The following is a 22,790-nucleotide window of genomic DNA, read 5'->3' on the forward strand; positions in this document are numbered from 1 at the left end:
GTGGATGCAGGAGGATGCCAAAGCCGGGGTTCCCGAAGGGCGGGAGCGGGCTTCTTTGAGGCATCCCAACTCAAAGCGGGCGTTGAACGATCTTCTTCAGCTGCCCCTAGCCGCAGCCTGACTCAGGCCTCAGTGCCTTCCTCATCTTCCTCCGGCAGCAGGTCCAGCCAGGCGGCCAGCACCATCTGCGCCTCCTCCACGCCCATGCGCTTGGGCGCCGAGAACAGCTGGATGCTGATGCCTTCGCCCCACTCCTTGCGGATCTCCTGACGAACCTTGAGCAGTGCGTTCTTCGCCGCACCGAAGGCCAGCTTGTCGGCCTTGGTCAGCAGGATGTGCAGCGGCATGCCGCTGGCCACCGACCAGTCCAGCATCATGCGGTCGAACTCGGTCAGCGGGTGGCGGATGTCCATCATCAGGACCAGGCCGCACAGGCTCTCGCGGCTGCCCAGATAGGCCTCGAGGTGTTTCTGCCAATGCTGCTTGAGCGGGATCGGTACCTTGGCGTAGCCGTATCCGGGCAGGTCCACCAGGCGACGCTCCTCGTCCAGGCTGAAGAAGTTGAGCAGCTGGGTGCGCCCGGGGGTCTTCGAGGTGCGCGCCAGGCTGGCATGCGTGAGGGTGTTCAAGGCGCTCGACTTGCCCGCATTGGAGCGGCCGGCGAAGGCGACTTCCAGACCGCTGTCCTCGGGGCACTGATCGACCTTGGCGGCACTGATGAGGAAGCTGGCCTGCTGGCACAGACCGATGATGGGATTCTTCGGGAGCATGGGGGTATCCGGTGGTTGCCGCGAGGCGATTGAGGCGCTCGAGGGCTTGCGACATTTCCGCGCACCTACCGTACGCCAGGTGGCGCGGCAAGCGGCGTCGTTTCCGTTTCAGCGTTGCCAGTATATAATGCCGCAGATTTTGTGTGCGCTTTGTCCCACCCGCAGGAACCCGATTGCTGGGAGCGATTACATCTCTGCTCGATAGAAAGCAGAACGCTCTCTACCCTGATGAGGTTGATCTGATGAAGAAAATGCTGCTCGCAGCTGCCGTGTTGATGCTGTCTTTCAACGGCTATGCTGCTCAGGATCCGCAAGCTGTGTATGACCGTGCCTGTGGTGTTTGCCACAACGGCCAGATTCCCACGGCGCCCAAGAAGGGCGACAAGGCCGCATGGGAGCCGCGTCTGGCCAAGGGGACGGATGCACTGGTGCAGAGCGTCACCAATGGTTTGAATGCCATGCCGCCGCGCGGCCTGTGCATGGACTGCACGGCCGAGGATTACCAGGCGGTCATCAAATTGATGAGCGAATGAGTAAACCCGACCGATAACCCTTTTCTCTCTTAGCCGTAGTTGGATTAGCTGATGAACAAAGTACTCGTGAGTCTGCTGTTGACCCTGGGCCTCACTGGCGTGGCGCAGGCTGCTGGCGATGCCGAAGCCGGTCAGGGCAAAGTCGCTGTCTGTGGCGCCTGCCATGGCGCTGATGGCAACAGCCCTGCTCCAAACTTCCCCAAGCTGGCTGGTCAGGGCGAGCGTTACTTGCTCAAGCAGCTGCACGACATCAAGTCCGGCAACCGCCAGGTGGTCGAGATGACCGGCATGCTGGACAACCTCAGCGACCAGGATCTGGAAGATATCGCTGCCTACTTCTCCAGCCAGAAGATGAGCGTCGGTGCTGCCGATCCCAAGCTGGTCCAGCGTGGTGAAGCGCTTTTCCGTGGCGGCAAGCTGGAAGAAGGCATGCCGGCCTGCACCGGTTGCCACTCGCCGAACGGCGCTGGCCTGGCCGCTGCTGCCTTCCCGCACCTGGGTGGCCAGCACGCGCAGTACGTTGCCAAACAGCTGACCGACTTCCGTGAAGGCAACCGCACCAACGACGGCGACTCGATGATCATGCGTTCCATCGCCGCCAAGCTGAGCAACAAGGACATCGAAGCGGTTTCCAGCTTCATCCAGGGTCTGCACTAACAGACCGCCGTTGCACTTGGTAAGACAAAGGGTGGCTGCGGCCGCCCTTTTTATTGGGCGCGGTGGCTACAATGGGCGGAACCGGCCCGGTGCCAGCGAGTCATAGTCTCGAATCGCCACCAGGGCGACGCTTTCCAGCCAAGGAGTACCCCCATGCGTAACCTGATTTTCGGCGCCGCTCTGGCGATCAGCAGTCTTTTCGGCCTCAGCGCCCACGCCGAGCCGGTTGCCGGCCAGCAATACGTCGAGCTGAAAAGCCCGGTGCCGATCTCCAAACCGGGCAAGGTCGAGGTCGTCGAGCTGTTCTGGTATGGCTGCCCGCACTGCTATCAGTTCGAGTCGACCCTCAATCCCTGGGTCGAGGAGCTGCCGGAAGATGTCAACTTCGTCCGCGTCCCGGCGCTGTTCGGTGGCATCTGGAACGTGCACGGCCAGGCCTTCCTCACCCTGGAAAGCATGAAGGTCGAGGGCAAGGTGCATGACGCGGTGTTCAACGCCATCCACCAGGAGAAGAAGAAGCTGGCTTCCGCCGAAGAGTTCGCCGACTTCGTCGCCACTCAGGGCGTGGACCGCGACACCTTCCTCAGCACCTTCAACTCCTTCGCCGTCAAAGGCCAGATGGAAAAGGCCAAGAAGCTGGCCATGGCGTACCAGGTCACTGGCGTACCGGTGATGATCGTCGGCGGCAAGTACCGCTTCGACATCGGCTCCTCCGGCGGCCCGCGTGAGGCCCTCGGTGTTGCCGACTACCTGATCGCCAAGGAACGCGCCGCGCTGTAAGCGGCCGCAGGCGCAAGACATGCTGCGCCGCTGGCGACAGACACGTACGGTTGGCCTGTGCGATCCACAGGTCAACCCGCAGTGTTCGCCACAGGGCGACTGGCCAGCCGACGGCCTGTTGCGCCTGCTCAGTTTCAACGTCCAGGTCGGCATCAATACCCAGCGTTACCACCATTACCTCACCCGTGGCTGGCAGCACCTGTTGCCTCACGCGGGGCGCGCCGGCAACCTGCAGCGCATCGGTGATCTGCTCGCCGATTTCGATCTGGTGGCCTTGCAGGAAGTCGACGGCGGCAGCCTGCGTTCCGGCTACGTCAATCAGGTCGAGTACCTGGCCCAGCAGGGCGCCTTCCCCTACTGGTACCAACAGCTCAATCGCAATCTCGGCCGCCTCGCCCAGCACAGCAACGGGGTGCTCAGTCGTCTGCGGCCGACGCTGCTGGAGGATCACCCGCTGCCGGGGCCGCCGGGTAGGGGCGCCATCTTCCTGCGCCTGGGCGAGGGTGAGCAGGCGCTCGGCGTGGTCATGATGCACCTGGCGCTGGGCGCGCGAACCCGCGTCCGGCAACTGGCCTACATCCGCGAACGGGTCAGCGAGTTCCGCCACCTGGTGCTGATGGGGGACATGAACACCCATGCCGTCGACCTGCTGGAAAACTCCCCCTTGCGCGACCTCGGGCTGGTCGCGCCGCAGGCGCAGGCGACCTTCCCCAGCTGGCGCCCGCAGCGTTGCCTCGACCATATCCTGCTCAGTTCCGAACTGGAGCTGGGGCGCGTCGATGTCCTCAGCCAGCCGATTTCCGATCACCTGCCCGTGGCCGTGGAAATCCGCCTGCCGCAGGCCCAGAATACGGGGCAACTGCCTATGCTGAAGACGCCATCTGCCGAGTGAGCCGTATGAGCGAAGACGCGCAACGCTGGAAAGACAAATACCTGAGTAGCCTGGAGCGCCACGAAAAGCTCGAGCGCCGCTGGGAGTTGCGCCTGGATCTGCTGCGCCGGGGTCTGGTGCGCAGCAGTCTGGCTGCCGAGGGCGCCGACAAGGCGGTCGATCAGTGCATGCAGGAGATGCGCGATATCCTGCGTCGCGATGACATGGACGCGGCACTGGGTGGCCTGATCCCGCGCCTGGAAAAGGCCGTGCTGGAATCCGAGCAGCGCCGTCAGAAGCGCGCTGCGGAGGCGGCCACTGCCCTGGCGCGCCTGGTCACGCAGTTGCAGGACCTGGAGCCGCCCCGCGAGGTGCGCAAGGCGCTCAAGGCGCTGGGCAAGCAACTGGACGAGGCGGCCAGCCATCAGTACCTGCTGCCGGCCCTGCTCAGCCAGTTGAGCAATCTGCAGGCGCAGGCGCTGGCCGTGCAGCAGGCACCTGCGCAGGATCAACCCGGTTTGCTGCAGCGCCTGTTCGGCTCGCGCAGCGAGAGTGCCAGCGACGCGCCCGTGACACCGGCGCCCGCACCCGCCGCCGATGTGCCGCCAGCGGCAGAGCCCGCTGCACCGTCGCTGCCTGTCGACGAGCCCTTGCCGGCCGCGCCTGCGCCTGCGTCAATTCCTGCACCTGCACCTGCACCTGCACCTGCACCTGCACCTGCACCTGCACCTGCACCTGCACCTGCACCTGTCGCCGAGGCCGCTGCCGGTGCGGCGCCGGTGCGCCAGGAGGCCGCCGAGGTGCCGGCGGTACTCGACAGCCTGCCGGTACCGCCTGGCCTGGTCCCGCTGGATGACGAGGGTGATGGCCCGTTCTCCCTGCCCAGCAGCGAGCCGGGCTACAGTGCCGTGGCGCCGCATATCGCCAACAGCCTGCGCAACCTGCTCGACGAGCTGGACCTGCCGGCCAGCCACCTGCCGCAGGGCGAAGCCTTGCGCGAGCGCCTGGAGGGCAATCTCAACTGGTACGAGCTGGTACCGGTGCTGGACGACCTGGCGGTGCTGCTACTGGCGGTCAACAACGGCGGCCAGCGCGAGTTCGCCGGTTACCTGAAGCAGCTCAACGAGCGCCTGGCGGCCTTCATCCAGACCCTGAGCGAGGCGCACGAGGGCTACGGCGCTTCGGCGCAGAGCGCGCGCAACTTCAACCAGCAGTTGCAGGATCAGGTCACCGACCTGCAGAACAGCGTGCAGGAAGCGGTCGACCTGGACGCGCTCAAGCAGGCGCTGGAGCAGCGCCTGGAAGGTCTGCTGCAGAGCGTCAGCAACCATCAGCGCCAGCGCGACAGCGCCGAGGACGATGTCGCCGAGCGCTTGCAGGGCCTGGTCAAGCGTGTCGCGGAGATGGAGAGCGAGGCGCAGCAGTTCCGTGCGCACATCGAGGAACAGCGGCAGAAGTCCCTGCTCGATCCCCTGACCGGCTTGCCCAACCGCGCCGCCTGGAGCGAGCGTCTCGAGCTGGAGGTCGCCCGCCGCCAGCGCTATGGCGGCCAGCTGCTGATGGCGGTACTGGACATCGATCACTTCAAGCGGATCAACGATGGCTACGGCCATCTGGCCGGGGACCGGGTGCTGAAGATCATCGCCGGTGAGTTGAACAGGCGCCTGCGCAAGACCGACTTCATGGCGCGCTTCGGCGGCGAGGAGTTCGTCCTGCTGGTACCGGCGACGCCGCTGGAGGGTGGCTTGCAGCTGCTCGAAACCCTGCGCAGCGCGGTCGAGGCCTGCCCGTTCCACTTCAAGGGCGAGCCGGTGACCATCACCCTCTCCGCCGGCATCGCCGAGTTCCGCGATGGCGAATCGGCCGAGACGGCTTTCGAGCGCGCCGACCAGGCGCTGTATCGTGCCAAGGGTGCTGGTCGCAACCGGGTCGAGCAGGCCGCCTGATCAGCGAACAGGCGGCGCTGCCTCGCGCGTGCGTCCCGCTAGGACGGTAGCTTCTCCTCGCTCCTGCCTGTCGCCGGGGTTGCCCCGGCGGCCCGTGGCCGAGGCGCGTGAGCCGCGTCCTCCTGCAACGGCACCTCGATGCCCTGCGCGTCGTACAGCTTGCCGCCGATGAAGTGGTCGCCCTCGTGCAGGGCGGCGATGTCTTGATAGCGCAGGCTGCGCTCGGTGCCGGCGACGAACACCGACTGCTGATCGGAGTTGCCGGCGGTGAAGTGGTTGAACAGCAGGTTGAGCAGGATGGCCATGACCGCAGCCGAGCTGATGCCCGAGTGGAAGATGGTTTCGAACCAGGCCGGGAAGTGGTGGTAGAAGCTCGGCATGGCGATGGGAATCATGCCGAAGCCGATCGAGGTCGCGACGATCACCAGGTTCATGTTGTTGCGATAGTCGACCTTGGCCAGGGTGCGGATGCCGCTGGCGGCGACCGTGCCGAACAGCACCAGGCCCGCACCGCCAAGCACCGACGTGGGCACGGCGGCGATCACCCGGCCGATGACCGGCAGCAGGCCGAGGGTGACCAGGATCAGGCCGCCGGTGGCCACCACGTAGCGGCTCTTCACGCCTGTCACGGCGACCAGCCCGACGTTCTGCGCGAAGGCGCTCTGGGTGAAGGAGCCGAACAGCGGCGCGACGACGCTGGCGATCATGTCTGCACGCAGCCCGTTGCCGAGGCGCTTGGAGTCGACCCGGGTGTCGATGATGTCGCCCACCGCGAGGATGTCTGCCGAGGTCTCCACCAGGATCACCATCACCACGATCAGCATCGAGATGATCGCCGCCACCTTGAACACCGGTACGCCGAAATGCAGCGGCGTCGGGAAGGCCAGCAACGGGCCCGCGCCGACGCGGGAGAAGTCCGCCATGCCGAATGCCAGGGCGGCCAGGGTGCCGATCACCATGGCCAGCAGGATCGACAGGCGCGAGATGCTGGCGCTGCCGACCTTGCTCAGCAGCAGTACGGTGGCCAGGGTGAAGGCGGCCAGGCCGATGTTGGCCATGCTGCCGAAGTCTGCGGCCTGGCTGTTGCCGCCCATGGCCCAGCGGGCCGCGACCGGCATCAGGGTCAGGCCGATGGTGGTGATGACGATGCCCGTCACCAGCGGCGGGAAGAACCTGGTGATCTTGGAGAAGACCGGCGTGATCAGCAGGCCGATCAGCGCGGCGCCGATCACGGCCCCGAACACCACCGGCAAGCCCCCTTCGCCGCCGTTGGCACCGACTATGGCGACGATGGTGGCGACGCTGGCGAACGACACGCCCTGCACCAGCGGCAGCTGGCAGCCGAAGAACGGCAGGCCGAGCGTCTGCAGGAGCGTGGCGGCGCCACCGACGAAGAGCGAGGCAGCGATCAGCAGGCCGATGTCGGCCGGCGTCAGGCCGGCTGCCTGGCCGACGATCAGGGGCACGGCGACGATGCCGCCGTACATGGTCAGTACGTGTTGCAGGCCGTAGAGCAGGTTGGAGCCAAGACCGAGGTTCTCGTCCTCGGGGCGCTGGGCGGGGGAGGTCATGGGAAACTACTCGCTGTTGTTCTTGTTGGGTCAATGTATACATTTTATGGGTTAAAAATCTAACTATTTGTATACATTTCTACGAGTGGTCTTTGTCAGGACGCCTCCCCTCGATCCGGTCACGAAGTTGCTTCACTCCGGCCTGGCGCCCGCAGGCGGACCGTTACGTCCGCTCGCACCCGCCTGGCGCAACCCCTAGACTATGCGCACTAGCCACTGGAGGCGCCTATGGACATCTTCAGCATCGCCGTGCTGATCTTTCTGGTTACCGACCCCTTCGGCAACATCGCCATCTACATCGCTGCGCTGAAGAACGTCGAGCCACGTCGGCGTCTGTGGGTGGCCGCGCGCGAGCTGCTGTTCGCCCTCGGACTGTTGCTGTTGTTCCTCACCTTTGGTGACAAATTCCTCACCGGACTCGGCCTGTCGCGTGAGGCAACCGCCATCGCCGGCGGTATCATCCTGTTCGTCATCGCCATGCGCCTGATCTTCCCCAGCCCGCAGGGGCTGCTCGGCGATGTACCGGATGGCGAGCCGATGCTGGTGCCGCTGGCGACGCCGGCCGTGGCCGGGCCCTCGGCCCTGGCGGTGCTGATGACCCTGCGCAACACCCATGTCGGGCCGATCTGGGAGCTGTATCTGGCCTTGATCCTGGCCTGGGCGGCGACGGCGTTCATTCTCCTGCAGGCTTCGTTCCTGCAGCGTTTTCTTGGTAATCGCGGGTTGATGGCGGTGGAACGGCTGATGGGCATGCTGCTGATCATGCTCAGCGTCGACATGCTGCTGGACAACCTGCAGAGCGTATTCGGTCACGCATGAAGTCTTTCTGCCTCGCTTTAATCGTTGTTCTGCTCGCGGGCTGCACGGGCGGCCTGCGTATCGATGACAGTCACACGGCCACTGGCCAGAACAGTCGCGTGCAGTATGTGGTGCTGCACTACACCTCCGCCGATCTGCAGCGCTCGCTCGACCTGCTGACGCACACCGAGGTCAGCAGCCACTACCTGATCGGCGATGCCCCGGCGACCGTCTACCGCCTGGTGGACGAGGACCGCCGCGCCTGGCATGCGGGGGTCAGCGAATGGCAGGGGCGCACCTGGCTGAACAGCACGACGATCGGCATTGAGCTGGTCAATCAGGGTTATTACCAGACCGCTGCCGGGCGCTACTGGCAGCCCTTCTCGGCGCAGCAGATCGACAAGCTGATCGTGCTGCTCAAGGATATCGTCAAGCGTCACCAGTTGCCGCTGGGCTCGATCATCGCGCACAGCGACGTGGCGCCTCAGCGCAAGGTCGATCCGGGCCCGCTGTTCCCCTGGAAGCGCCTGGCCGACGAGGGGCTGGTGCCCTGGCCGGACGAGGCTGCGGTGGCGCGTCAGCAGGCACTGTTCGCCCTCAGCCTGCCCAGCGTGGAGTGGTTCCAGGAGCAGCTGGCGCGCAACGGCTACAGCGTGCCTCGGCAGGGTGAGCTGGACGAGGCGACGCGCAATGTCATCGCCGCCTTCCAGATGAAGTACCGCCCGGCCAACTACGATGGCCAGCCCGATGCCGAGACCGCCGCGCGCTTGTTGGTGCTGAACCAGCAGAACGCCGCCCGCCGGGAGTGATCAGGCCGGTGTCGTGCCGATCAGGCGCGAGTCGGCCAGCGCGGCACTGCGATGCACCGTCGCGGCCTGGTACTCGGGGTCGGCGAGCATGGCGAGAAAGGCGCTGGAGGATGGATAGCGCACCAGCAGGACCTGGTCCCAGTGCTCGTCGTTTGGCGCGATGACGGCGACATGGGCCGTGCCCAGCCACTGCACTTCGCCACCGACGCCGCGCACCTTGGCCAGCGCCGTACGGCTGTAGCGCGCGTAGGCCTCGCGCCCGCTGCAGGGTGTCTCGTCGCAGCCCGAGGGGTAGTTGGCCTGGGGGCTGAAACGCAGCAGGTTGAGCATCACGATCGGCGTATCGGCCGGCATCGCTTCGGCGAATGCGCGCATCTGTTCGCGGCTGGGGTTGAGGCTGGGCATGGCGACTTCCTCGGTGGCTGATCGAGTCAGCCTGGGGGTGAGTCGTGCCGGCAGGCAAGCGCTATCGATGAGGATGATGACCGGCGATGCATGGCGGCGCCTGCCGTCGTCGCGGCCTCAGGCCTCGAGCAGCTCGCTCAGGCGGCTGGCCAGCAGCGCGAAGTCGTAGGGTTTGACGATGCTGGCCGTGGCGGCCCCGGCGTCGCGGCTGCGCACTTCCTCCAGCAGTTCGCGCTCGTCATAGCCGCTGGCGAACAACACTGGCAGGGTCGGCCGCACCTGGCGGGCGTTCTGCACCAGTTCGCGGCCGTCCATGCCGGGCAGGCCGATGTCGCTCATCAGCAGGTCGACGGCCTGGTCGCCGCGCAGCAGTTCCAGTGCGCTGGGGGCGTCGCGCAGGGCGTGGACGCGATAGCCGAACTCTTCGAGAACCTCCACGGTCAGGTGGCGAACGACGTCATCGTCCTCGACCAGCAGAATGGTCTTCTCGGCAGCGGAATCGGTCGCGGTCATGGGGCTCTCTGTTTGGGCGCGCAGAAGACGCAAATGTTTGGCAAACTTCCGGGTCTGCGCATGGTCAGTTTGCCACAGGCCACCTCCCACTATAAGAAGCAGCGAGACAATCATCGAATGGACGTCCCAATGTCGAATGAGTCCGCCATGGACGAGGCTGGTTTTCGCCGAATCCTCAATCGCAATGTCGGGCTGCCCCTCGGCCTGGGGCTGGTAGGCGCACTGTTCTTCGCCGTGCTGATTGGCTACCTGCTCAACGTGATGCGCTGGGTCGAGCATTCCGACCAGGTGCTCAACCGGGCCAGCGAGGTGTACAAGTTGACGCTGGACATGGAGACCGGGATGCGCGGTTTCCTGCTCAGTGCCGACGAGAACTACCTGGCGCCCTACGAACTCGCACGCGGCAAGTTCGGCCCGCTGACCGAACAGCTCGCCGAGATCGTCGTCGACAATCCGCCGCAGATACAGCGCATCGAGCGTCTGCGTGCCTTGCAGGAGCAATGGGACACCTATGCCGAGGAGGTGATCGCCAGCCGTCGCGACGGGGGCGACTTCCTCGGCGACGTCGGCAGTGGGCGCGGCAAGAACCTCATGGATGGCATGCGCCGCGAGCTGGACACCTTCATCAGCAGCGAGCGTGAGCTGCGCCAGCAGCGCAACGCCGAGGTCAGCACGGGCACCCTGTGGGGCGCCGGCACCTACCTGGTGATCAGCATCCTGTTCAGCGCGCTGCTCGCGCTGTTCGGCCGCCGCGAACTGATGAACCTCTCGAGCACCTATGCACAGGCCATGGCCAGGCAGGCGGACTTTGCGGTGAAGCAGGGCGATCAGGCCTGGCTGGGTGCCGGCCAGACCCAACTGGCGGAGCGCCTGCTCGGCCAGCCGCGGGTGCAGGAACTGGCCGACCGCTCGCTGGAGTTCCTCGCCGAGTACCTCGACTGCGTGGTCGCGGCACTCTATCTGCGCGATGCCCAGAGCGGCGACCTGCAGCGCGTGGCCGGTTACGGCTTCAGTGAGGACGCCAGCTTGAAGGAACAGTTCTACCGGGGCGAGGGGCTGGTCGGGCGGGCCGCCCAGGGGCGTCGTCCGGTCTACCTGGACAGTCTGCCGGGTGATTACATCAAGGTCGCCTCCAGTCTCGGCGAGGGCCTGCCCGTGAGCGTCGCCCTGGTGCCGCTGCAGTCCGAGGACCGCATCAACGGTGTGGTCGAGCTGGCGTTCATGCGCCAGCTGGATGCGCGTGAGCGCGAGTTCCTCGGGGCCATTGCCAGCAACGTCGGCACCGCGCTGGAGGCGGCGCGCTATCGCCAGCGCCTGCAGGAAGTCCTGGGTCAGACCCAGCAGCTCAACGAGGAGCTGCAGACCCAGCAGGAAGAGCTGCGCGCCGCCAACGAAGAACTCGAGCAGCAGGCCCGCGTGCTCAAGGAGTCCCAGGCGCACCTGGAGACCCAGCAGGCCGAGCTGGAGCAGACCAACGAGAAGCTTGCCGAGCAGACCCAGGTGCTCGCCGACCAGCGCGACGAGCTGGACCAGCGCAACACCACCCTGGGCCGTATCCAGGCGCAGCTGGAGGAGCGTGCCGAGGAGCTGCAGCGGGCCAGCCGCTACAAGTCCGAGTTCCTCGCCAACATGAGCCATGAGCTGCGCACGCCGTTGAACAGCTCGCTGATCCTGGCCAAGCTGCTGGCGGAGAACCCGGCGGGCAACCTCAACGAGGAGCAGGTCAAGTTCGCCGAGTCGATCTACTCCGCCGGCAACGACCTGCTCAACCTGATCAATGACATTCTCGACATCGCCAAGGTCGAGGCCGGCAAGCTCGAGGTCCGTCCCGAGCGCACGCAGCTGGCGGGCATGCTCGAGGGCCTGCGCGACGTGTTCGGGCCGCTGGCCCGTGAACGCGGCCTCGGCTTCGAGATCCTCCTGCAGGGCGACCTGCCGGACGTGCTGTTCACCGACCGTCAGCGCGCCGAGCAGATCCTGCGCAACCTGCTGTCCAACGCCTTCAAGTTCACCGAGCGTGGCGGTGTCACGCTGAGCGTGGCGCGGCAGGACGGCCAGACACTGGCCTTCGCCGTGCGTGACACCGGCATCGGCATTGCCGCGGACCAGCAGGAGGTGATCTTCGATGCCTTCCGCCAGGCCGACGGCACCACCAACCGGCGCTATGGCGGCACCGGCCTGGGGCTGTCCATTTCGCGCGATCTGGCGGGCCTGCTCGGCGGCAGCATCGCGGTCGCCAGCGTGCCAGGCGAGGGCAGCACCTTCACCCTGGTACTGCCCGAACAGTTGCTGGAATGCGCCGGTCCGCTGCCGGCGAACATGCTCGCGCCGGCGCCCACGCCCGTGGCGCTGGCGCCTGTTGCGCAGTCTGCGGCACCCGCCGGCGTGGTTGCGCCACGCCCGCCGGCGCCGTTCGCGGATGACCGCGAGCAACTCGGCGAGCGCGGTGGCCGCCGCGTGCTGGTGGTGGAGGACGAGGTGCGCTTCGCGCGCATTCTCTTCGACCTGGCACATGAGCTGGGCTACGCCTGCCTGGTGGCGACCTGCGCCGACGAGGGTCTGGAGCTGGCCCAGCAGTTCCGCCCCGATGCCATCCTGCTCGACATGCGCCTGCCCGACGGCTCCGGCCTGGGCGTGCTGCAACGCCTGAAGGACGATGCGCAGACCCGCCACATCCCCGTGCACGTGGTGTCGGTGGATGACCACAGCGAAGCGGCCCTGCACCTGGGGGCCGTCGGCTATGCACTCAAGCCGACCAGTCGCGATCAGCTCAAGGACGTGTTCGGCAAGCTCGAAGCCAAGCTCAACCAGCAGGTCAAGCGCGTGCTGCTGGTGGAAGACGATCCCCTGCAGCGCGACAGCGTCGCCCGCCTGATCGGCGACGAAGACATCGAGATCACCGCCGTGGCGCTGGCCGGCGAGGCTCTGGACAAGCTGCGCGACACGGTCTTCGACTGCATGATCATCGACCTCAAGCTGCCCGACATGCAGGGCAACGAACTGCTGCGGCGCATGGCCGAGGAAGACATCTGCTCCTTCCCGCCGGTGATCGTCTACACCGGGCGCAACCTGACCCGCGACGAGGAAGCCGAGCTGCTCAAGTACTCGCGCTCGATCATCATCAAGGGCGCGCGCTCGCCGGAGCGCCTGCTCGATGAGGTCACCCTGTTCCTGCACAAGGTCGAGGCCGAGCTGTCCAGCGAGCACCAGAAGATGCTCAAGACCGCACGCAGCCGCGACAAGCTGTTCGAGGGGCGGCGACTGCTGCTGGTCGACGATGACGTGCGCAACATCTTCGCCCTGTCCAGCGCCCTGGAGCAGAAGGGCGCAACGGTGGTGGTCGCGCGCAACGGCATCGAGGCGCTGGCCAAGCTGCGTGAACACGACGACGTCGACCTGGTGCTGATGGACGTGATGATGCCGGAGATGGACGGCTACGAGGCCACCCGGCAGATCCGCCAGCAGGCGCGCTGGAACAACCTGCCGATCATCGCGGTGACGGCCAAGGCGATGAAGGATGATCAGGAGCGCTGCCGTGAGGCGGGTGCCAACGACTACCTGGCCAAGCCCATCGACCTGGACCGCCTGTTCTCCCTGATCCGCGTGTGGATGCCCAAGCTGGAGCGTCTCTGATGCCCGACGAGATCGAGCTGCGCCTGCTGATCGAGGCGATCTACCTGCGTTACAGCTACGACTTTCGCGACTACTCCAAGGCCTCGCTGAAGCGCCGCGTGCGTCAGGCCCAGGCCCAGCTGGAGTGTCCGACCATCTCCGCGCTGCAGGAGCGCATCCTGCACGAGCCGCAGGCGTTCATGCAGTTGCTGCAGTACCTCACCATCCCGGTCAGCGAGATGTTCCGTGACCCCGGGTATTTCCTCGCCCTGCGCGAACAGGTGGTGCCGCTGTTGCACACCTACCCGTCGCTGAAGATCTGGGTGGCCGGCTGCAGTACCGGAGAGGAGGTGTATTCCCTGGCCATCCTGTTGCACGAGGAAGAGCTGCTGGAGCGCACCATGATCTACGCCACGGACATCAACCCGCATTCGCTGGAGAAGGCCGAACAGGGCATCTTCGCGCTCGACAACCTGCGCACCTACACCCAGAACTACCAGCTGTCCGGTGGCAAGCGGGCCTTCTCCGATTACTACTCGGCGGCCTATGACCGGGTGCTGTTCGACAAGTTTCTGCGCAGCAACGTGACCTTCGCCGACCACAGCCTGGCCACCGACAGCGTGTTCGCCGAGACCCACCTGGTGTCGTGCCGCAACGTGCTGATCTACTTCAACCGCGACCTGCAGGACCGCGCTCTCGGCCTGTTCCACGAGTCGCTGTGCCACCGTGGTTTCCTCGGCCTGGGCAGCAAGGAAAGCCTGGACTTCTCCGCCTACGCCCAGCAGTTCGAGGCGGTCTCGCGCCCCGAACGGATCTTCCGCAAGCGATGAGCGGCCAACGGATCAACCTGCGCGGGCAGCTGCGTGCGCCGCTGCAGGCCTTGCTCATCGGTGCCTCGGCCGGCGGCGTGGAGGCGCTGTTGCAGTTGCTCGAGGACCTGCCGGCCGATTACCGGCTGCCGGTGGTGTGCCTGCTGCATGTGCCGGACCGCAACGACAGCCTGCTCGCCGACCTGCTCGCGCGGCGCCTGCACCTGCCGGTCAAGGAGGCCGAGGACAAGGAATACCTGCGTGGCGGCAGGGTCTACGTGGCGCCTGCCGGGTATCACCTGTCCATCGAGGGTGATCGCAGCTTTTCCCTGAGTCGCGAGGAGCCGCGGCATTTTTCCCGGCCGTCGATCGACATCCTCTTCGAGTCTGCCGCCGATGCCTACGGCGAATACCTGGCCGCTGCGCTGCTCACCGGCGCCAACGAAGACGGCGCGCTCGGCCTGCTGGCCGTCCAGCGAGCCGGTGGTCTGGCCCTGGTACAGGACCCCGCCGACGCCCAGGTGCCCACCATGCCGAACGCGGCGCTCGCGCTGCTGCAACCGGATTTCCTTCTGACCATCGCCGCCATGCGCCTGCTGCTGGCCGAACTGGATGCCCCGCCATGCTGAGGAAGATTGAAGCCAAGGTGCTGATCGTCGACGACCTGCCGGAGAACCTGCTGGCCTTGCGTTCGCTGATCCAGAGCGAGGACCGCATGGTGTTCGAAGCCAACAGTGCCGACGATGCGCTGTCGCTGCTGCTCGAGCACGAGTTCGCCCTGGCCATCCTCGACGTGAAGATGCCGGGCATGAACGGTTTCGAACTGGCCGAGCTGATGCGCGGCACGGAGAAGACCAAGCACATCCCGATCATCTTCGTCAGCGCCGTTGGCCGGGACATGGATTACGCCTTCCGTGGCTACGAGAGCGGTGCGGTGGACTTCCTGCACAAGCCGCTGTCGCCCTTCGAGGTGCGCAGCAAGGTGGCGATGTTCGTCGAGCTGTACCGCCACCGCAAGGCGCTGAGCATGCAGCTGGAAGTGGTCGAGGCGGCGCGTCGCGAGCAGGAGTCCCTGCTTACCGAGCTGCGCGAGACCCAGGCCGAGCTGCAGAAGGCGGTGCAGATGCGTGACGTGTTCATGTCCATCGCCTCCCATGAGCTGCGCACACCGCTCAACGGCCTGATCCTCGACGTGCAACTGCGCCGGTTGCGCCTGGAGCAGGGCCGGGAGGATACGTTCACGCCGGAAAAACTGCAGGAGATGGTCACGCGTGACGAGCGGCAGATTCGCAGCCTGACCCGCCTGATCGACGACATGCTGGATGTCTCGCGCATTCGCACCGGCAAGCTTTCGGTGCGTCCGCAGCCGGGCGATCTCGGCGTGCTGGCCGCAAATGTGGTGGAAAGCCTGGCCGCGCAGTTCAGCGCCACCGGTTGCCAGGTCGACCTGAGGGTGGACGGCCCGGCCCCGGTGCTGATGGACGAGTTCCGCATCGAGCAGGTGCTGGCCAACCTGCTGACCAATGCGCTGCGCTACGGCGGTGGCGAGCCGGTATCCGTGCGGGTGAGCGCCGAGGCTGATGCCGTGCGCGCCGAGGTCCGCGATCAGGGCATGGGCATCTCTGAAGCGGATCAGCGTCGCGTGTTCGAACAGTTCGAGCGGGTCAGTGACAGCGGTGTCGCGCAGGGCCTGGGGCTTGGCCTGTTCATCAGCGAGCAGATCGTCCAGGCGCACGGCGGGCGTATCGAGCTGAGCAGTCGCCTTGGCGAGGGCTCCTGTTTCAGCGTCGTGCTGCCGCGTCGCGGCTGATCGTGCATTTTGCACGTGTCGTACTTCGTGCATCTTGCAAAGTGCATGGGAATGGCGCTTTGAGATTGAATTAACTTATTGATTTATAAGGATATTTTTATTCTTCTGGTGTTGGCATGAGCGCTGCAGATTCAGTCATGTAAGTCCTCGACTGATCTGCTAATGGAGAAGCGTCATGTACATCGTCCGAATGAGCCTGTTCTGCATCACTGCATTGCTGGTCAACGGGGCTTACGCCACGGATTTCGCCGGCTCGGCAGGGGCCATGGCGCGTACCGCCGAACTGACCGTGCCCAGTGCGCAGGCCTGGACCTCCGGTTCCGCCGTACGCTCGGAGGCGTCTGGCAGCCTGCGTCAGCCCGCTGCCCGCAGCACCGAGGACGATGGCCAGTGGCTGCGCACCGCCAGCGAAGGCAAGACCGCCACCGCCAACCGTGAACCGCGCCCTGCCAGCACCGCGCGCTGGGTATTCTGAGCGACAGGAGTCCCGCCATGTCCAGAAGTGCTTTCCTGCTGTTGATCATGACGCTGTTCAGCCTGGCCGCGCTGTGGCTGAGCCCCGGCCTGGAGGGCAGCCTCACGCTGCTGCTCAAGGGCGCCTGCGCGCTGTTCGCCCTGGCCTTCCTGGTGGCGTTGATGCTCGGGCGTCGTATCAAGTTCGACCCGGTGCTGCGCTGACCCGTTCGTTCATCACCTGACGCCAGCGAAGACGCCGCACGCAGTCTTGCGGCATTTCAGCCCTCTCCCCAATCCCTCTCCCATGAATGGGAGAGGGGAGCCAAAGCTGTTACGCACGCAGTGCGGCGTTTTCGTCACACCGGCAGGCTGAAGTAGAACAGCGCCCCTTCGCCGGGACTCGAGTCGACGTTGAGCTGGCCGCCGTGCAGCTGGACGATTTCCCGCGCCAGTGCCAAGCCCAGGCCGACGCCGCCCTTGCGCCTGCCGACCTGGACGAACGGCTCGAAGATACGGCCCTGCTGGCCGAAGGGAATGCCTTCGCCGGCGTCCCGCACGCTGACGATCACCTGCTCGCCGTTGCGCCGTGCCTGCAGCTGCACGGTGCCGCCGGGATTGCTGTAGCGCAGGGCATTGCTCAGCAGGTTGTCGAGCAGGCGTGACAACTGCTCGGCGTCGACGCTGACATGCGGCAGTGTGTCGTGGATCTCGCAAGCCAGGCTCACCTCGCGCTCCTGCGCTTCGTCCGCGCAGCGCTGCAGGGCGTCCTGGATCAGGCCGGCGAGGTCCTGCGGCGTGCGCTGCAGGGTCTGCACGCCGTTCTGGTAGCGCGAGAAGTTGAGCAGGTCGTCGATCAGCTGCACCAGGCGGTGCATCTCTTCGTCGACGGTGCGCATCAGGTCCTGCTCGCGGCCTCCCGCGGGCAGCTGCAAGCGTTCGCGCAGCAGGCTGAAGGCCATGTGCATGCCGGTGATGGGCGTACGCAGCTCGTGGGAGGCGCGCAGGATGAACTCGCTGCGCACGCGCTCGAAGGCGCGCTGCTTGGTGACGTCACGCAGCACCATCACCGCCCCGACACTGCCGCCCTCGCTGACTTGCACGGGGGTCAGCGCCCAGGCCAGCAGGCGCGTCTCGCCGTCGCGCTCGATCTGCAGGTCGGCGGGCGGCTCGCTGAGCAGTTCGCCGGCGAGTACCTGGTGCAACGCCTCTTCCACGGCGTGACCGGGTAGCAGCGGGCCGATGCTCTGCCCCAGCAGGTCGGCGTGCCAGGACAGCTGGCGCAACGCGACCGGATTGGCGTGTTCGATACGGCCGCGTGCGTCGAGAATCACCAGGCCGTCGTCGATGCTGTCGAGAACCGCCTTCAGACGCCCCTCGCTGCTGAGCAGCTGCTTGAGGTTGCTCGAGTGATACTCGCGCAGGGCTTCGATCATCAGGCCGAAACGGCGGCTCAGCAGCGCCAGTTCGGCCACCGGCGACACGGGCAGGACCACGTCGTACTGGCCGCGCCCGATCTGGTCGGCCGCTCGGGCCAGCAGGTCGATGGGCGCGCCGAAGCGGCGGGCGATGCCATGGGCGGTGAGCACGCCGATGATCAGTACCGCCACGCCGATCAGGGCGAGCAGGGCGGCGATCAGCTGTGAGCGTTCGGCGGCCTGCTGCTCGGCCTCGCTGACCCGCTCGATCACCTGGTTCTGCAGCTCCAGCAGGTGCTGGCGCAGGCGCTGGAAGGCTTCGCTGAAGGGGTCGTAGGTGGCCAGGCCATGGGGCGACTGGCCGGCGGGTGTGCCGGCACTGGCGGCCTGCACCATCTGCTGGTGCAGCACGGCCGCCTGTTCGAGGCCACGGCTGTAGCGCTTGCCCAGGTTGGCGGCGAGGCCTCGGTCCAGGGTGGCCACGAAGCCCTCACGGCTGCTGGCGAGCTGTTCCGGCTTGGGCGTGTCGCCGATCAGAATCAGCAGTTCCTCGCCCAGGTGCTGGCGCAGCTTCTGGCCGATCTCCACGGCGCTGAAGCCCCGCTGGATCAGCTCGCTCTGGCTGCTGGTCATCTGCGTAACGCTGAACAGTCCCAGGAGCAGGCCGAGCAGGGCGACGGTGATCAGCGCGGAGATGCTGAGGAACAGCCGGGTGCGAAGCTTCATCGGCAGCTGCATGGTGATCCCAGGGTCAGAGGTTGTATTGCTTGCGTTTGCGGTAGAGGGTCGAGGTATCGATGCCCAGGGTCTTGGCCGCCGTATCCAGTGTGTTGCTGCTGGCCAGCACGGCGGCGATGTGGGCCTTCTCCAGCTCCTCCAGGCTCATTGGCGCGCCGACGCGCACGGTGCTGGTCGGCGCCTCCGTACCGCCACCGAGGCCGAGGTGGGCGACTTCCACGGTTTCCTGCTGGCAGATGATGCTGGCCCGCTCGACGACGTTGCGCAGTTCACGGATGTTGCCCGGCCAGTGGTAGGCCTGCAGCGCCGCTGCCGCCTCGTCGCTGAAGGCGCAGGCTGGCCGGCCATAGTCGCTGACGAAGCGGGCGAGGAAGCGCTCGGCCAGCGACATCACATCTTCGTGGCGCTCGCGCAATGCGGGCAGCTTGAGGGTGATGACGTTGAGGCGGTAGAGGAGGTCCTCGCGGAAGCGCCCTTCGCGGACCATCTCGTCGAGATCGAGGTTGGTGGCGGCGACGATGCGCACGTCGGCGCGGCGGGTCACCGGATCGCCCACGCGCTCGTATTCCTTGTCCTGGATGAAGCGCAGCAGCTTGGGCTGCAGGGTCAGCGGGAAATCGCCGATCTCGTCGAGGAACAGGGTACCGCCATCGGCCTGGCTGACGCGGCCCTGGGTGCTCTCGCTGGCGCCGGTGAAGGAGCCGCGCGCGTGGCCGAACAGTTCGCTCTCCATCAGCTCGGCGGTCAGCGACGGGCAGTTGATGGTCACGCAGGTGCGCTTGGCGCGGCGGCTCCAGCCATGAATGGCGCGGGCCAGTTCGCCCTTGCCGGTGCCGGACTCACCCAGGATGAGAATGTTGGCGTCGGTACCCGCGACCTGGCGCGCGGTCTCCAGGATCGCCATCATCGCCGGGCTGTGCGAATCGAGGCCGTCCTTGGCCTTGCGCACCTCGCCCTCCAGGGCCTCCAGGCGTGCGGCCAGGGTACGCACCTCCAGCTGCTTGGCTGCAGCCAGGCGCAGTTGGTCCGGGGTGCAGGGCTTGACCAGATAATCGGCGGCGCCGGCCTGGATGGCATCGACGGCGGTGTCCACGGCCGAGTGCGCGGTGACGATCACCACGCGCATCCAGGGCGCCTGGATACGCATCTGCGCCAGCAGCTCCAGGCCATTGTCCTCGCCCAGGCGCAGGTCGAGGAAGCACAGGTCGAACACCTGGCGCTGCAGCAGTGCTTCGGCCTGAGCCGTGCTGCTGGCGCCGGCGACGTCATACCCCTCGTCCTCCAGGCAGTAGCGGAAGGTGCGCAGGATTGCGGCTTCGTCGTCCACCAGCAGGATGCGTCCGCTGGTCTGCTCTGAAACTGCCATGTATGTGCTCCGTCTGACGAGTCGATGCAGCTTAGTCAGGTAAAAACCGTGCAAGTTGCACGGCCTGACCGCGCCGATGCTGCACCCTGCATGCAGGCAGGGTGCCTTTATTGTTTTTAACTTGTTGTTTTATAACGAATTTAATTGATTGTATCGGCTGGCACGGGGCTTGCGATATTCCTCTCATCCTTTCATGAGCAGGAGTGAATCCATGCCCCCGTTCAAACCCTTGCTGCTGGCCACGAGCGCTGCACTGATGCTGAGCCTGACGCCGTTGGCCAGTCAGGCAGCAGACGGTCAGCTGGCCGCGCAACTGGCCGCCGCACGCCAGGAAGGCTCCATCTGGACCGCCTTCGCGCTCAACCGTCATCTCAATCCGTTCAGGCTCGACATCGAGGTGGAGGCTGGTGAGGCCACGCTGACCGGCAAGGTCGAGAACGCTGTGCAGAAGGATCTGGCCGAGCAGGTGGCCCTGAGCATAGAGGGCATCGACGCGGTGGACAATCGCATCGAGGTCGCGGGCGAGGCCGCCAGCGGCAACCCGCCGGGTCTGGTGCAGCGTCTGGAAGACGCCAGCCTGGCCGCCACCGTGAAGTCCAAGTTGCTGTGGAACAGCAACACCCGTGGCCTGGACATCCAGGTCAAGAGCGAGACCGGCGCCATCACCCTCAGCGGCCGTGCGCAGACACCGGCGGCCAAGGAGCTGGCCGGCCAGCTGGCCGCCAACACCGACGGTGTGCGCGAGGTGTTCAACCACCTCAGCATCAGCACCGCCGACAGCACCAGCAGTGAAGTGCAGACCGCAGTGGATGAGGCGCGCGAGGACATCAGCGACAGCTGGATCACCAGCAAGGTCAAGGCCAGCTTCCTCTATAGCCGCAACCTGGATGCGCTGAACATCTCGGTGAACACCGACGACGGCCTGGTGAGCCTGCGTGGCAGCGTGCTGAGCAGCGCCGAGAAGCGCCTGGCAGTCGAGATCGCCCGCAACATCCGTGGTGTGCGTGGCGTGGATGCCGACGCCCTGCGCATCACCGGCTGAAGCTTTTTTCATCCTGACCGCAGGCGCGGTCAGCCATCCGCAAGTCCCATCGCCAAGGAGTCATTCCATGAGCAGCAAGACCGCACAACTCAACGAACTGATCGAGATCACCCGTGACGGCAAGCGCTTCTACGAGCACGCCCACGACGAGGTCAAGGACATCCGCCTGCAGGCGCTGTTCCGTGACATGGTCCGCGCCAAGACCGAAGTGATCGACGCGCTGAGCGTCAAGGTCGCGGCCAACCAGAGCGAGCCGGCAGCCGGCGGCACCGTGCTGGGCAAGCTGCGCCAGGTGTACGCCGATACCCGCGCCACCCTGGCCAAGGACGAGGAGGCCACCTACGTCGCCCAGCTGGAAGAGGCCGAGGACCGCATCCTGCACGCCTTCGAGGACGCCCTGGAGGACTCGGACAACGACGTCCGTGCGCTGCTGGCCGTGGAGATGCCCAAGGTGCGTGCCTGCCATGACCGCATGCGTGCGCTGAAGCAGAACATGCAGTAACGCCCTGCGTCAGCGCCGAGCCCCCGCACGCCTTGCGTGCGGGGGTTTTTTCATTGGTTGTCCGGCAGCGGGCGAGCGCTGCTCATTCGCAGGTTGCGTCCTCGCCGCAGGCCCCTGTGCATCGTTGCAATGAAAAGTCATCAGCGTTCATTTAACTGTCACATTCGTTTCATAGAGTGTTCACGTGGCCTGCAGATACTTGGGCCCGTTCCATCCAACACTATCCTGCTAGGAGCAAGGCATGAAACTGAAGCGTTTGATGGCGGCCCTGACTTTCGCCGCCGCCGGCGTAAGCGCCGTATCTGCTGTAGCCGCCGTCGACCCGGCTCTGCCGACCTATGAGAAGACTTCCGGTGTATCGGGCAACCTGTCCAGCGTCGGTTCCGACTCGCTGGCCAACCTGATGACCCTGTGGGCAGAAGAGTTCAAGAAGAACTACCCCAACGTCAACATCCAGATCCAGGCCGCCGGTTCCTCCACCGCGCCGCCCGCGCTGACCGAAGGCACCGCCAACATGGGCCCGATGAGCCGTCCGATGAAGGACAGCGAGCTGCAGGCCTTCGAAGAGAAGTACGGCTACAAGCCGACCGCCGTTCCGGTCGCCATCGATGCCCTGGCGGTATTCGTGCACAAGGACAACCCGATCAAGGCCCTGACCATGCATCAGGTCGACGCGATCTTCTCCAGCACCCGTCTGTGCGGCGAAGACAAGGACCTGAAAACCTGGGGTGACGTCGGTCTGACCGGCGAGTGGGCGAGCAAGCCGATCCAGCTGTTCGGTCGTAACTCGGTATCCGGCACCTACGGTTACTTCAAGGAAGAAGCCCTGTGCAAAGGTGACTTCCGCTCCAACGTCAACGAGCAGCCGGGTTCGGCTTCCGTGGTGCAGTCGATCTCCAGCACCCTGAACGCCATCGGTTACTCGGGCATCGGCTACAAGACCTCCAGCGTTCGCGCTGTTCCGCTGGTCGACAAGAACGGCCAGGTAGAAGAAGCCAACGAAACCAACGCGCTGTCCGGCAAGTACCCGCTGGCCCGTTTCTTCTACGTCTACCTGAACAAGGCGCCGAACCAGCCGCTGAGCCCGCTGGACGCCGAGTTCGTCAAGCTGGTGCTGTCCAAGCAGGGTCAGGAAGTGGTGGTCAAGGATGGTTACATCCCGCTGCCGTCCAAAGTGGTCGAGAAGACCATGAAGGAACTGGGCCTGTAATTTCAGTGCCTGACGCCGCCGACCCGCTGAGCTTCGGCTGATGGTCGGAAGAGCCCGCCACTCGATTCGAGTGGTGGGCTTCGTCATGTCAGGTGACTGTAACCTTTCTGTCATACAAGCTCGCTAGATTGACAAGCCTGGACAGCCCTATGCGCTGCACTTGAGCCCGCGCAGAGA

22 protein-coding genes are annotated in these 22,790 nt (G+C 65.6%); 16 read left to right on the forward strand and 6 right to left on the reverse strand.

All coding sequences use genetic code 11. From position 1 onward, the window contains the following. Positions 1-122: 122 nt before the first annotated feature. Positions 123-770, reverse strand: coding sequence for a ribosome biogenesis GTP-binding protein YihA/YsxC (yihA, locus tag FIV02_RS00735; protein ID WP_047584511.1), 648 nt, complete (start codon positions 768-770; stop codon positions 123-125). A gap of 242 nt (positions 771-1,012) precedes the next feature. Between yihA and FIV02_RS00740 the strand changes: the two genes are divergently transcribed. The 5 genes from FIV02_RS00740 (at position 1,013) to FIV02_RS00760 (ending at position 5,557) form a co-directional block, all read left to right on the forward strand. Further along, positions 1,013-1,303 (forward strand): cytochrome c5 family protein, encoded by a 291-nt coding sequence (locus FIV02_RS00740; RefSeq protein WP_037053953.1) that lies wholly within the window; start codon positions 1,013-1,015, stop codon positions 1,301-1,303. Positions 1,304-1,354: 51 nt separating this feature from the next. Continuing rightward, the gene (locus tag FIV02_RS00745; protein ID WP_037053950.1) at positions 1,355-1,960 is read left to right on the forward strand and encodes a cytochrome c; all 606 of its coding nucleotides are present in this window, start codon (positions 1,355-1,357) and stop codon (positions 1,958-1,960) included. Between the two features lie 153 nt (positions 1,961-2,113). After that, positions 2,114-2,740: a thiol:disulfide interchange protein DsbA/DsbL gene (locus FIV02_RS00750; protein ID WP_152487528.1), complete on the forward strand. Its 627-nt coding sequence runs from the start codon at positions 2,114-2,116 to the stop codon at positions 2,738-2,740. A 19-nt stretch (positions 2,741-2,759) separates the two neighbouring features. After that, positions 2,760-3,632 carry an endonuclease/exonuclease/phosphatase family protein gene (locus FIV02_RS00755; RefSeq protein ID WP_152487529.1) on the forward strand — a complete coding sequence of 291 codons (873 nt, stop codon included), beginning with the start codon at positions 2,760-2,762 and terminating at the stop codon, positions 3,630-3,632. A gap of 5 nt (positions 3,633-3,637) precedes the next feature. Continuing rightward, positions 3,638-5,557, forward strand: a complete 1,920-nt coding sequence (locus tag FIV02_RS00760) for a GGDEF domain-containing protein (RefSeq protein ID WP_152487530.1) — start codon at positions 3,638-3,640, stop codon at positions 5,555-5,557. A gap of 38 nt (positions 5,558-5,595) precedes the next feature. On the opposite strand, the gene FIV02_RS00765 is transcribed toward FIV02_RS00760, so the two are convergent. Next, complete coding sequence (locus FIV02_RS00765; RefSeq protein WP_152487531.1) at positions 5,596-7,128, reverse strand: nucleobase:cation symporter-2 family protein; 1,533 nt, start codon at positions 7,126-7,128, stop codon at positions 5,596-5,598. Positions 7,129-7,356: 228 nt separating this feature from the next. Between FIV02_RS00765 and FIV02_RS00770 the strand changes: the two genes are divergently transcribed. Further along, on the forward strand, positions 7,357-7,947 hold the full coding sequence (locus FIV02_RS00770; RefSeq protein ID WP_037053937.1) for a MarC family protein: 591 nt from the start codon (positions 7,357-7,359) through the stop codon (positions 7,945-7,947). Then, positions 7,944-8,735, forward strand: coding sequence for an N-acetylmuramoyl-L-alanine amidase (locus tag FIV02_RS00775; protein WP_152487532.1), 792 nt, complete (start codon positions 7,944-7,946; stop codon positions 8,733-8,735). Before FIV02_RS00770 ends, FIV02_RS00775 begins: the two co-directional genes overlap by 4 nt. Here FIV02_RS00775 and FIV02_RS00780 read toward each other — a convergent pair whose 3' ends face one another. Further along, positions 8,736-9,140 carry a DUF1330 domain-containing protein gene (locus FIV02_RS00780; RefSeq protein ID WP_152487533.1) on the reverse strand — a complete coding sequence of 135 codons (405 nt, stop codon included), beginning with the start codon at positions 9,138-9,140 and terminating at the stop codon, positions 8,736-8,738. Positions 9,141-9,257: 117 nt separating this feature from the next. Beyond that, positions 9,258-9,653, reverse strand: coding sequence for a response regulator (locus FIV02_RS00785; protein WP_152487534.1), 396 nt, complete (start codon positions 9,651-9,653; stop codon positions 9,258-9,260). A gap of 129 nt (positions 9,654-9,782) precedes the next feature. Between FIV02_RS00785 and FIV02_RS00790 the strand changes: the two genes are divergently transcribed. From FIV02_RS00790 to FIV02_RS00815, 6 genes are all read left to right on the forward strand, one after another. After that, the gene (locus FIV02_RS00790) at positions 9,783-13,286 is read left to right on the forward strand and encodes a response regulator (RefSeq protein WP_152487535.1); all 3,504 of its coding nucleotides are present in this window, start codon (positions 9,783-9,785) and stop codon (positions 13,284-13,286) included. Then, positions 13,286-14,095: a protein-glutamate O-methyltransferase CheR gene (locus FIV02_RS00795; protein ID WP_037053926.1), complete on the forward strand. Its 810-nt coding sequence runs from the start codon at positions 13,286-13,288 to the stop codon at positions 14,093-14,095. The genes FIV02_RS00790 and FIV02_RS00795 overlap by 1 nt, the downstream gene beginning before the upstream one ends. After that, the gene (locus tag FIV02_RS00800) at positions 14,092-14,703 is read left to right on the forward strand and encodes a chemotaxis protein CheB (protein WP_152487536.1); all 612 of its coding nucleotides are present in this window, start codon (positions 14,092-14,094) and stop codon (positions 14,701-14,703) included. Before FIV02_RS00795 ends, FIV02_RS00800 begins: the two co-directional genes overlap by 4 nt. After that, positions 14,697-15,884 (forward strand): hybrid sensor histidine kinase/response regulator, encoded by a 1,188-nt coding sequence (locus FIV02_RS00805; protein ID WP_152487537.1) that lies wholly within the window; start codon positions 14,697-14,699, stop codon positions 15,882-15,884. The genes FIV02_RS00800 and FIV02_RS00805 overlap by 7 nt, the downstream gene beginning before the upstream one ends. Positions 15,885-16,059: 175 nt before the next feature. Beyond that, positions 16,060-16,359 (forward strand): hypothetical protein, encoded by a 300-nt coding sequence (locus FIV02_RS00810; RefSeq protein ID WP_047589635.1) that lies wholly within the window; start codon positions 16,060-16,062, stop codon positions 16,357-16,359. Positions 16,360-16,376: 17 nt separating this feature from the next. Continuing rightward, positions 16,377-16,562: a PA3371 family protein gene (locus FIV02_RS00815; protein WP_047589633.1), complete on the forward strand. Its 186-nt coding sequence runs from the start codon at positions 16,377-16,379 to the stop codon at positions 16,560-16,562. Positions 16,563-16,696: 134 nt separating this feature from the next. On the opposite strand, the gene FIV02_RS00820 is transcribed toward FIV02_RS00815, so the two are convergent. Together FIV02_RS00820 and algB are read right to left on the reverse strand one after the other, a co-directional pair. Further along, entirely contained in the window at positions 16,697-18,493 is a 1,797-nt protein-coding gene (locus tag FIV02_RS00820; RefSeq protein ID WP_152487538.1) for an ATP-binding protein, read from the reverse strand. 13 nt (positions 18,494-18,506) lie between these two features. Then, positions 18,507-19,859 (reverse strand): sigma-54-dependent response regulator transcription factor AlgB, encoded by a 1,353-nt coding sequence (gene algB / locus FIV02_RS00825; RefSeq protein WP_152487539.1) that lies wholly within the window; start codon positions 19,857-19,859, stop codon positions 18,507-18,509. Between the two features lie 211 nt (positions 19,860-20,070). On the opposite strand from algB, the gene FIV02_RS00830 reads away from it, so the two are divergent. The 3 genes from FIV02_RS00830 (at position 20,071) to FIV02_RS00840 (ending at position 22,613) form a co-directional block, all read left to right on the forward strand. Beyond that, entirely contained in the window at positions 20,071-20,901 is an 831-nt protein-coding gene (locus tag FIV02_RS00830) for a BON domain-containing protein (protein WP_152487540.1), read from the forward strand. A 67-nt stretch (positions 20,902-20,968) separates the two neighbouring features. Continuing rightward, positions 20,969-21,403 (forward strand): PA2169 family four-helix-bundle protein, encoded by a 435-nt coding sequence (locus FIV02_RS00835; RefSeq protein WP_152487541.1) that lies wholly within the window; start codon positions 20,969-20,971, stop codon positions 21,401-21,403. A gap of 241 nt (positions 21,404-21,644) precedes the next feature. After that, complete coding sequence (locus FIV02_RS00840) at positions 21,645-22,613, forward strand: PstS family phosphate ABC transporter substrate-binding protein (RefSeq protein WP_047589624.1); 969 nt, start codon at positions 21,645-21,647, stop codon at positions 22,611-22,613. Positions 22,614-22,790: the final 177 nt, after the last annotated feature.

Source organism: Pseudomonas sp. THAF187a (assembly GCF_009363395.1).
GTDB classification, from domain to species: domain Bacteria; phylum Pseudomonadota; class Gammaproteobacteria; order Pseudomonadales; family Pseudomonadaceae; genus Aquipseudomonas; species Aquipseudomonas khazarica.

Coding starts and splice junctions, on each gene's coding strand:
- yihA (WP_047584511.1), bottom strand. CDS start 770: ATGCTCCCGAAGAATCCCATCATCGGTCTGTGCCAGCAGGCCAGCTTC.
- FIV02_RS00740 (WP_037053953.1), top strand. CDS start 1,013: ATGAAGAAAATGCTGCTCGCAGCTGCCGTGTTGATGCTGTCTTTCAAC.
- FIV02_RS00745 (WP_037053950.1), top strand. CDS start 1,355: ATGAACAAAGTACTCGTGAGTCTGCTGTTGACCCTGGGCCTCACTGGC.
- FIV02_RS00750 (WP_152487528.1), top strand. CDS start 2,114: ATGCGTAACCTGATTTTCGGCGCCGCTCTGGCGATCAGCAGTCTTTTC.
- FIV02_RS00755 (WP_152487529.1), top strand. CDS start 2,760: ATGCTGCGCCGCTGGCGACAGACACGTACGGTTGGCCTGTGCGATCCA.
- FIV02_RS00760 (WP_152487530.1), top strand. CDS start 3,638: ATGAGCGAAGACGCGCAACGCTGGAAAGACAAATACCTGAGTAGCCTG.
- FIV02_RS00765 (WP_152487531.1), bottom strand. CDS start 7,128: ATGACCTCCCCCGCCCAGCGCCCCGAGGACGAGAACCTCGGTCTTGGC.
- FIV02_RS00770 (WP_037053937.1), top strand. CDS start 7,357: ATGGACATCTTCAGCATCGCCGTGCTGATCTTTCTGGTTACCGACCCC.
- FIV02_RS00775 (WP_152487532.1), top strand. CDS start 7,944: ATGAAGTCTTTCTGCCTCGCTTTAATCGTTGTTCTGCTCGCGGGCTGC.
- FIV02_RS00780 (WP_152487533.1), bottom strand. CDS start 9,140: ATGCCCAGCCTCAACCCCAGCCGCGAACAGATGCGCGCATTCGCCGAA.
- FIV02_RS00785 (WP_152487534.1), bottom strand. CDS start 9,653: ATGACCGCGACCGATTCCGCTGCCGAGAAGACCATTCTGCTGGTCGAG.
- FIV02_RS00790 (WP_152487535.1), top strand. CDS start 9,783: ATGTCGAATGAGTCCGCCATGGACGAGGCTGGTTTTCGCCGAATCCTC.
- FIV02_RS00795 (WP_037053926.1), top strand. CDS start 13,286: ATGCCCGACGAGATCGAGCTGCGCCTGCTGATCGAGGCGATCTACCTG.
- FIV02_RS00800 (WP_152487536.1), top strand. CDS start 14,092: ATGAGCGGCCAACGGATCAACCTGCGCGGGCAGCTGCGTGCGCCGCTG.
- FIV02_RS00805 (WP_152487537.1), top strand. CDS start 14,697: ATGCTGAGGAAGATTGAAGCCAAGGTGCTGATCGTCGACGACCTGCCG.
- FIV02_RS00810 (WP_047589635.1), top strand. CDS start 16,060: ATGTACATCGTCCGAATGAGCCTGTTCTGCATCACTGCATTGCTGGTC.
- FIV02_RS00815 (WP_047589633.1), top strand. CDS start 16,377: ATGTCCAGAAGTGCTTTCCTGCTGTTGATCATGACGCTGTTCAGCCTG.
- FIV02_RS00820 (WP_152487538.1), bottom strand. CDS start 18,493: ATGCAGCTGCCGATGAAGCTTCGCACCCGGCTGTTCCTCAGCATCTCC.
- algB (WP_152487539.1), bottom strand. CDS start 19,859: ATGGCAGTTTCAGAGCAGACCAGCGGACGCATCCTGCTGGTGGACGAC.
- FIV02_RS00830 (WP_152487540.1), top strand. CDS start 20,071: ATGCCCCCGTTCAAACCCTTGCTGCTGGCCACGAGCGCTGCACTGATG.
- FIV02_RS00835 (WP_152487541.1), top strand. CDS start 20,969: ATGAGCAGCAAGACCGCACAACTCAACGAACTGATCGAGATCACCCGT.
- FIV02_RS00840 (WP_047589624.1), top strand. CDS start 21,645: ATGAAACTGAAGCGTTTGATGGCGGCCCTGACTTTCGCCGCCGCCGGC.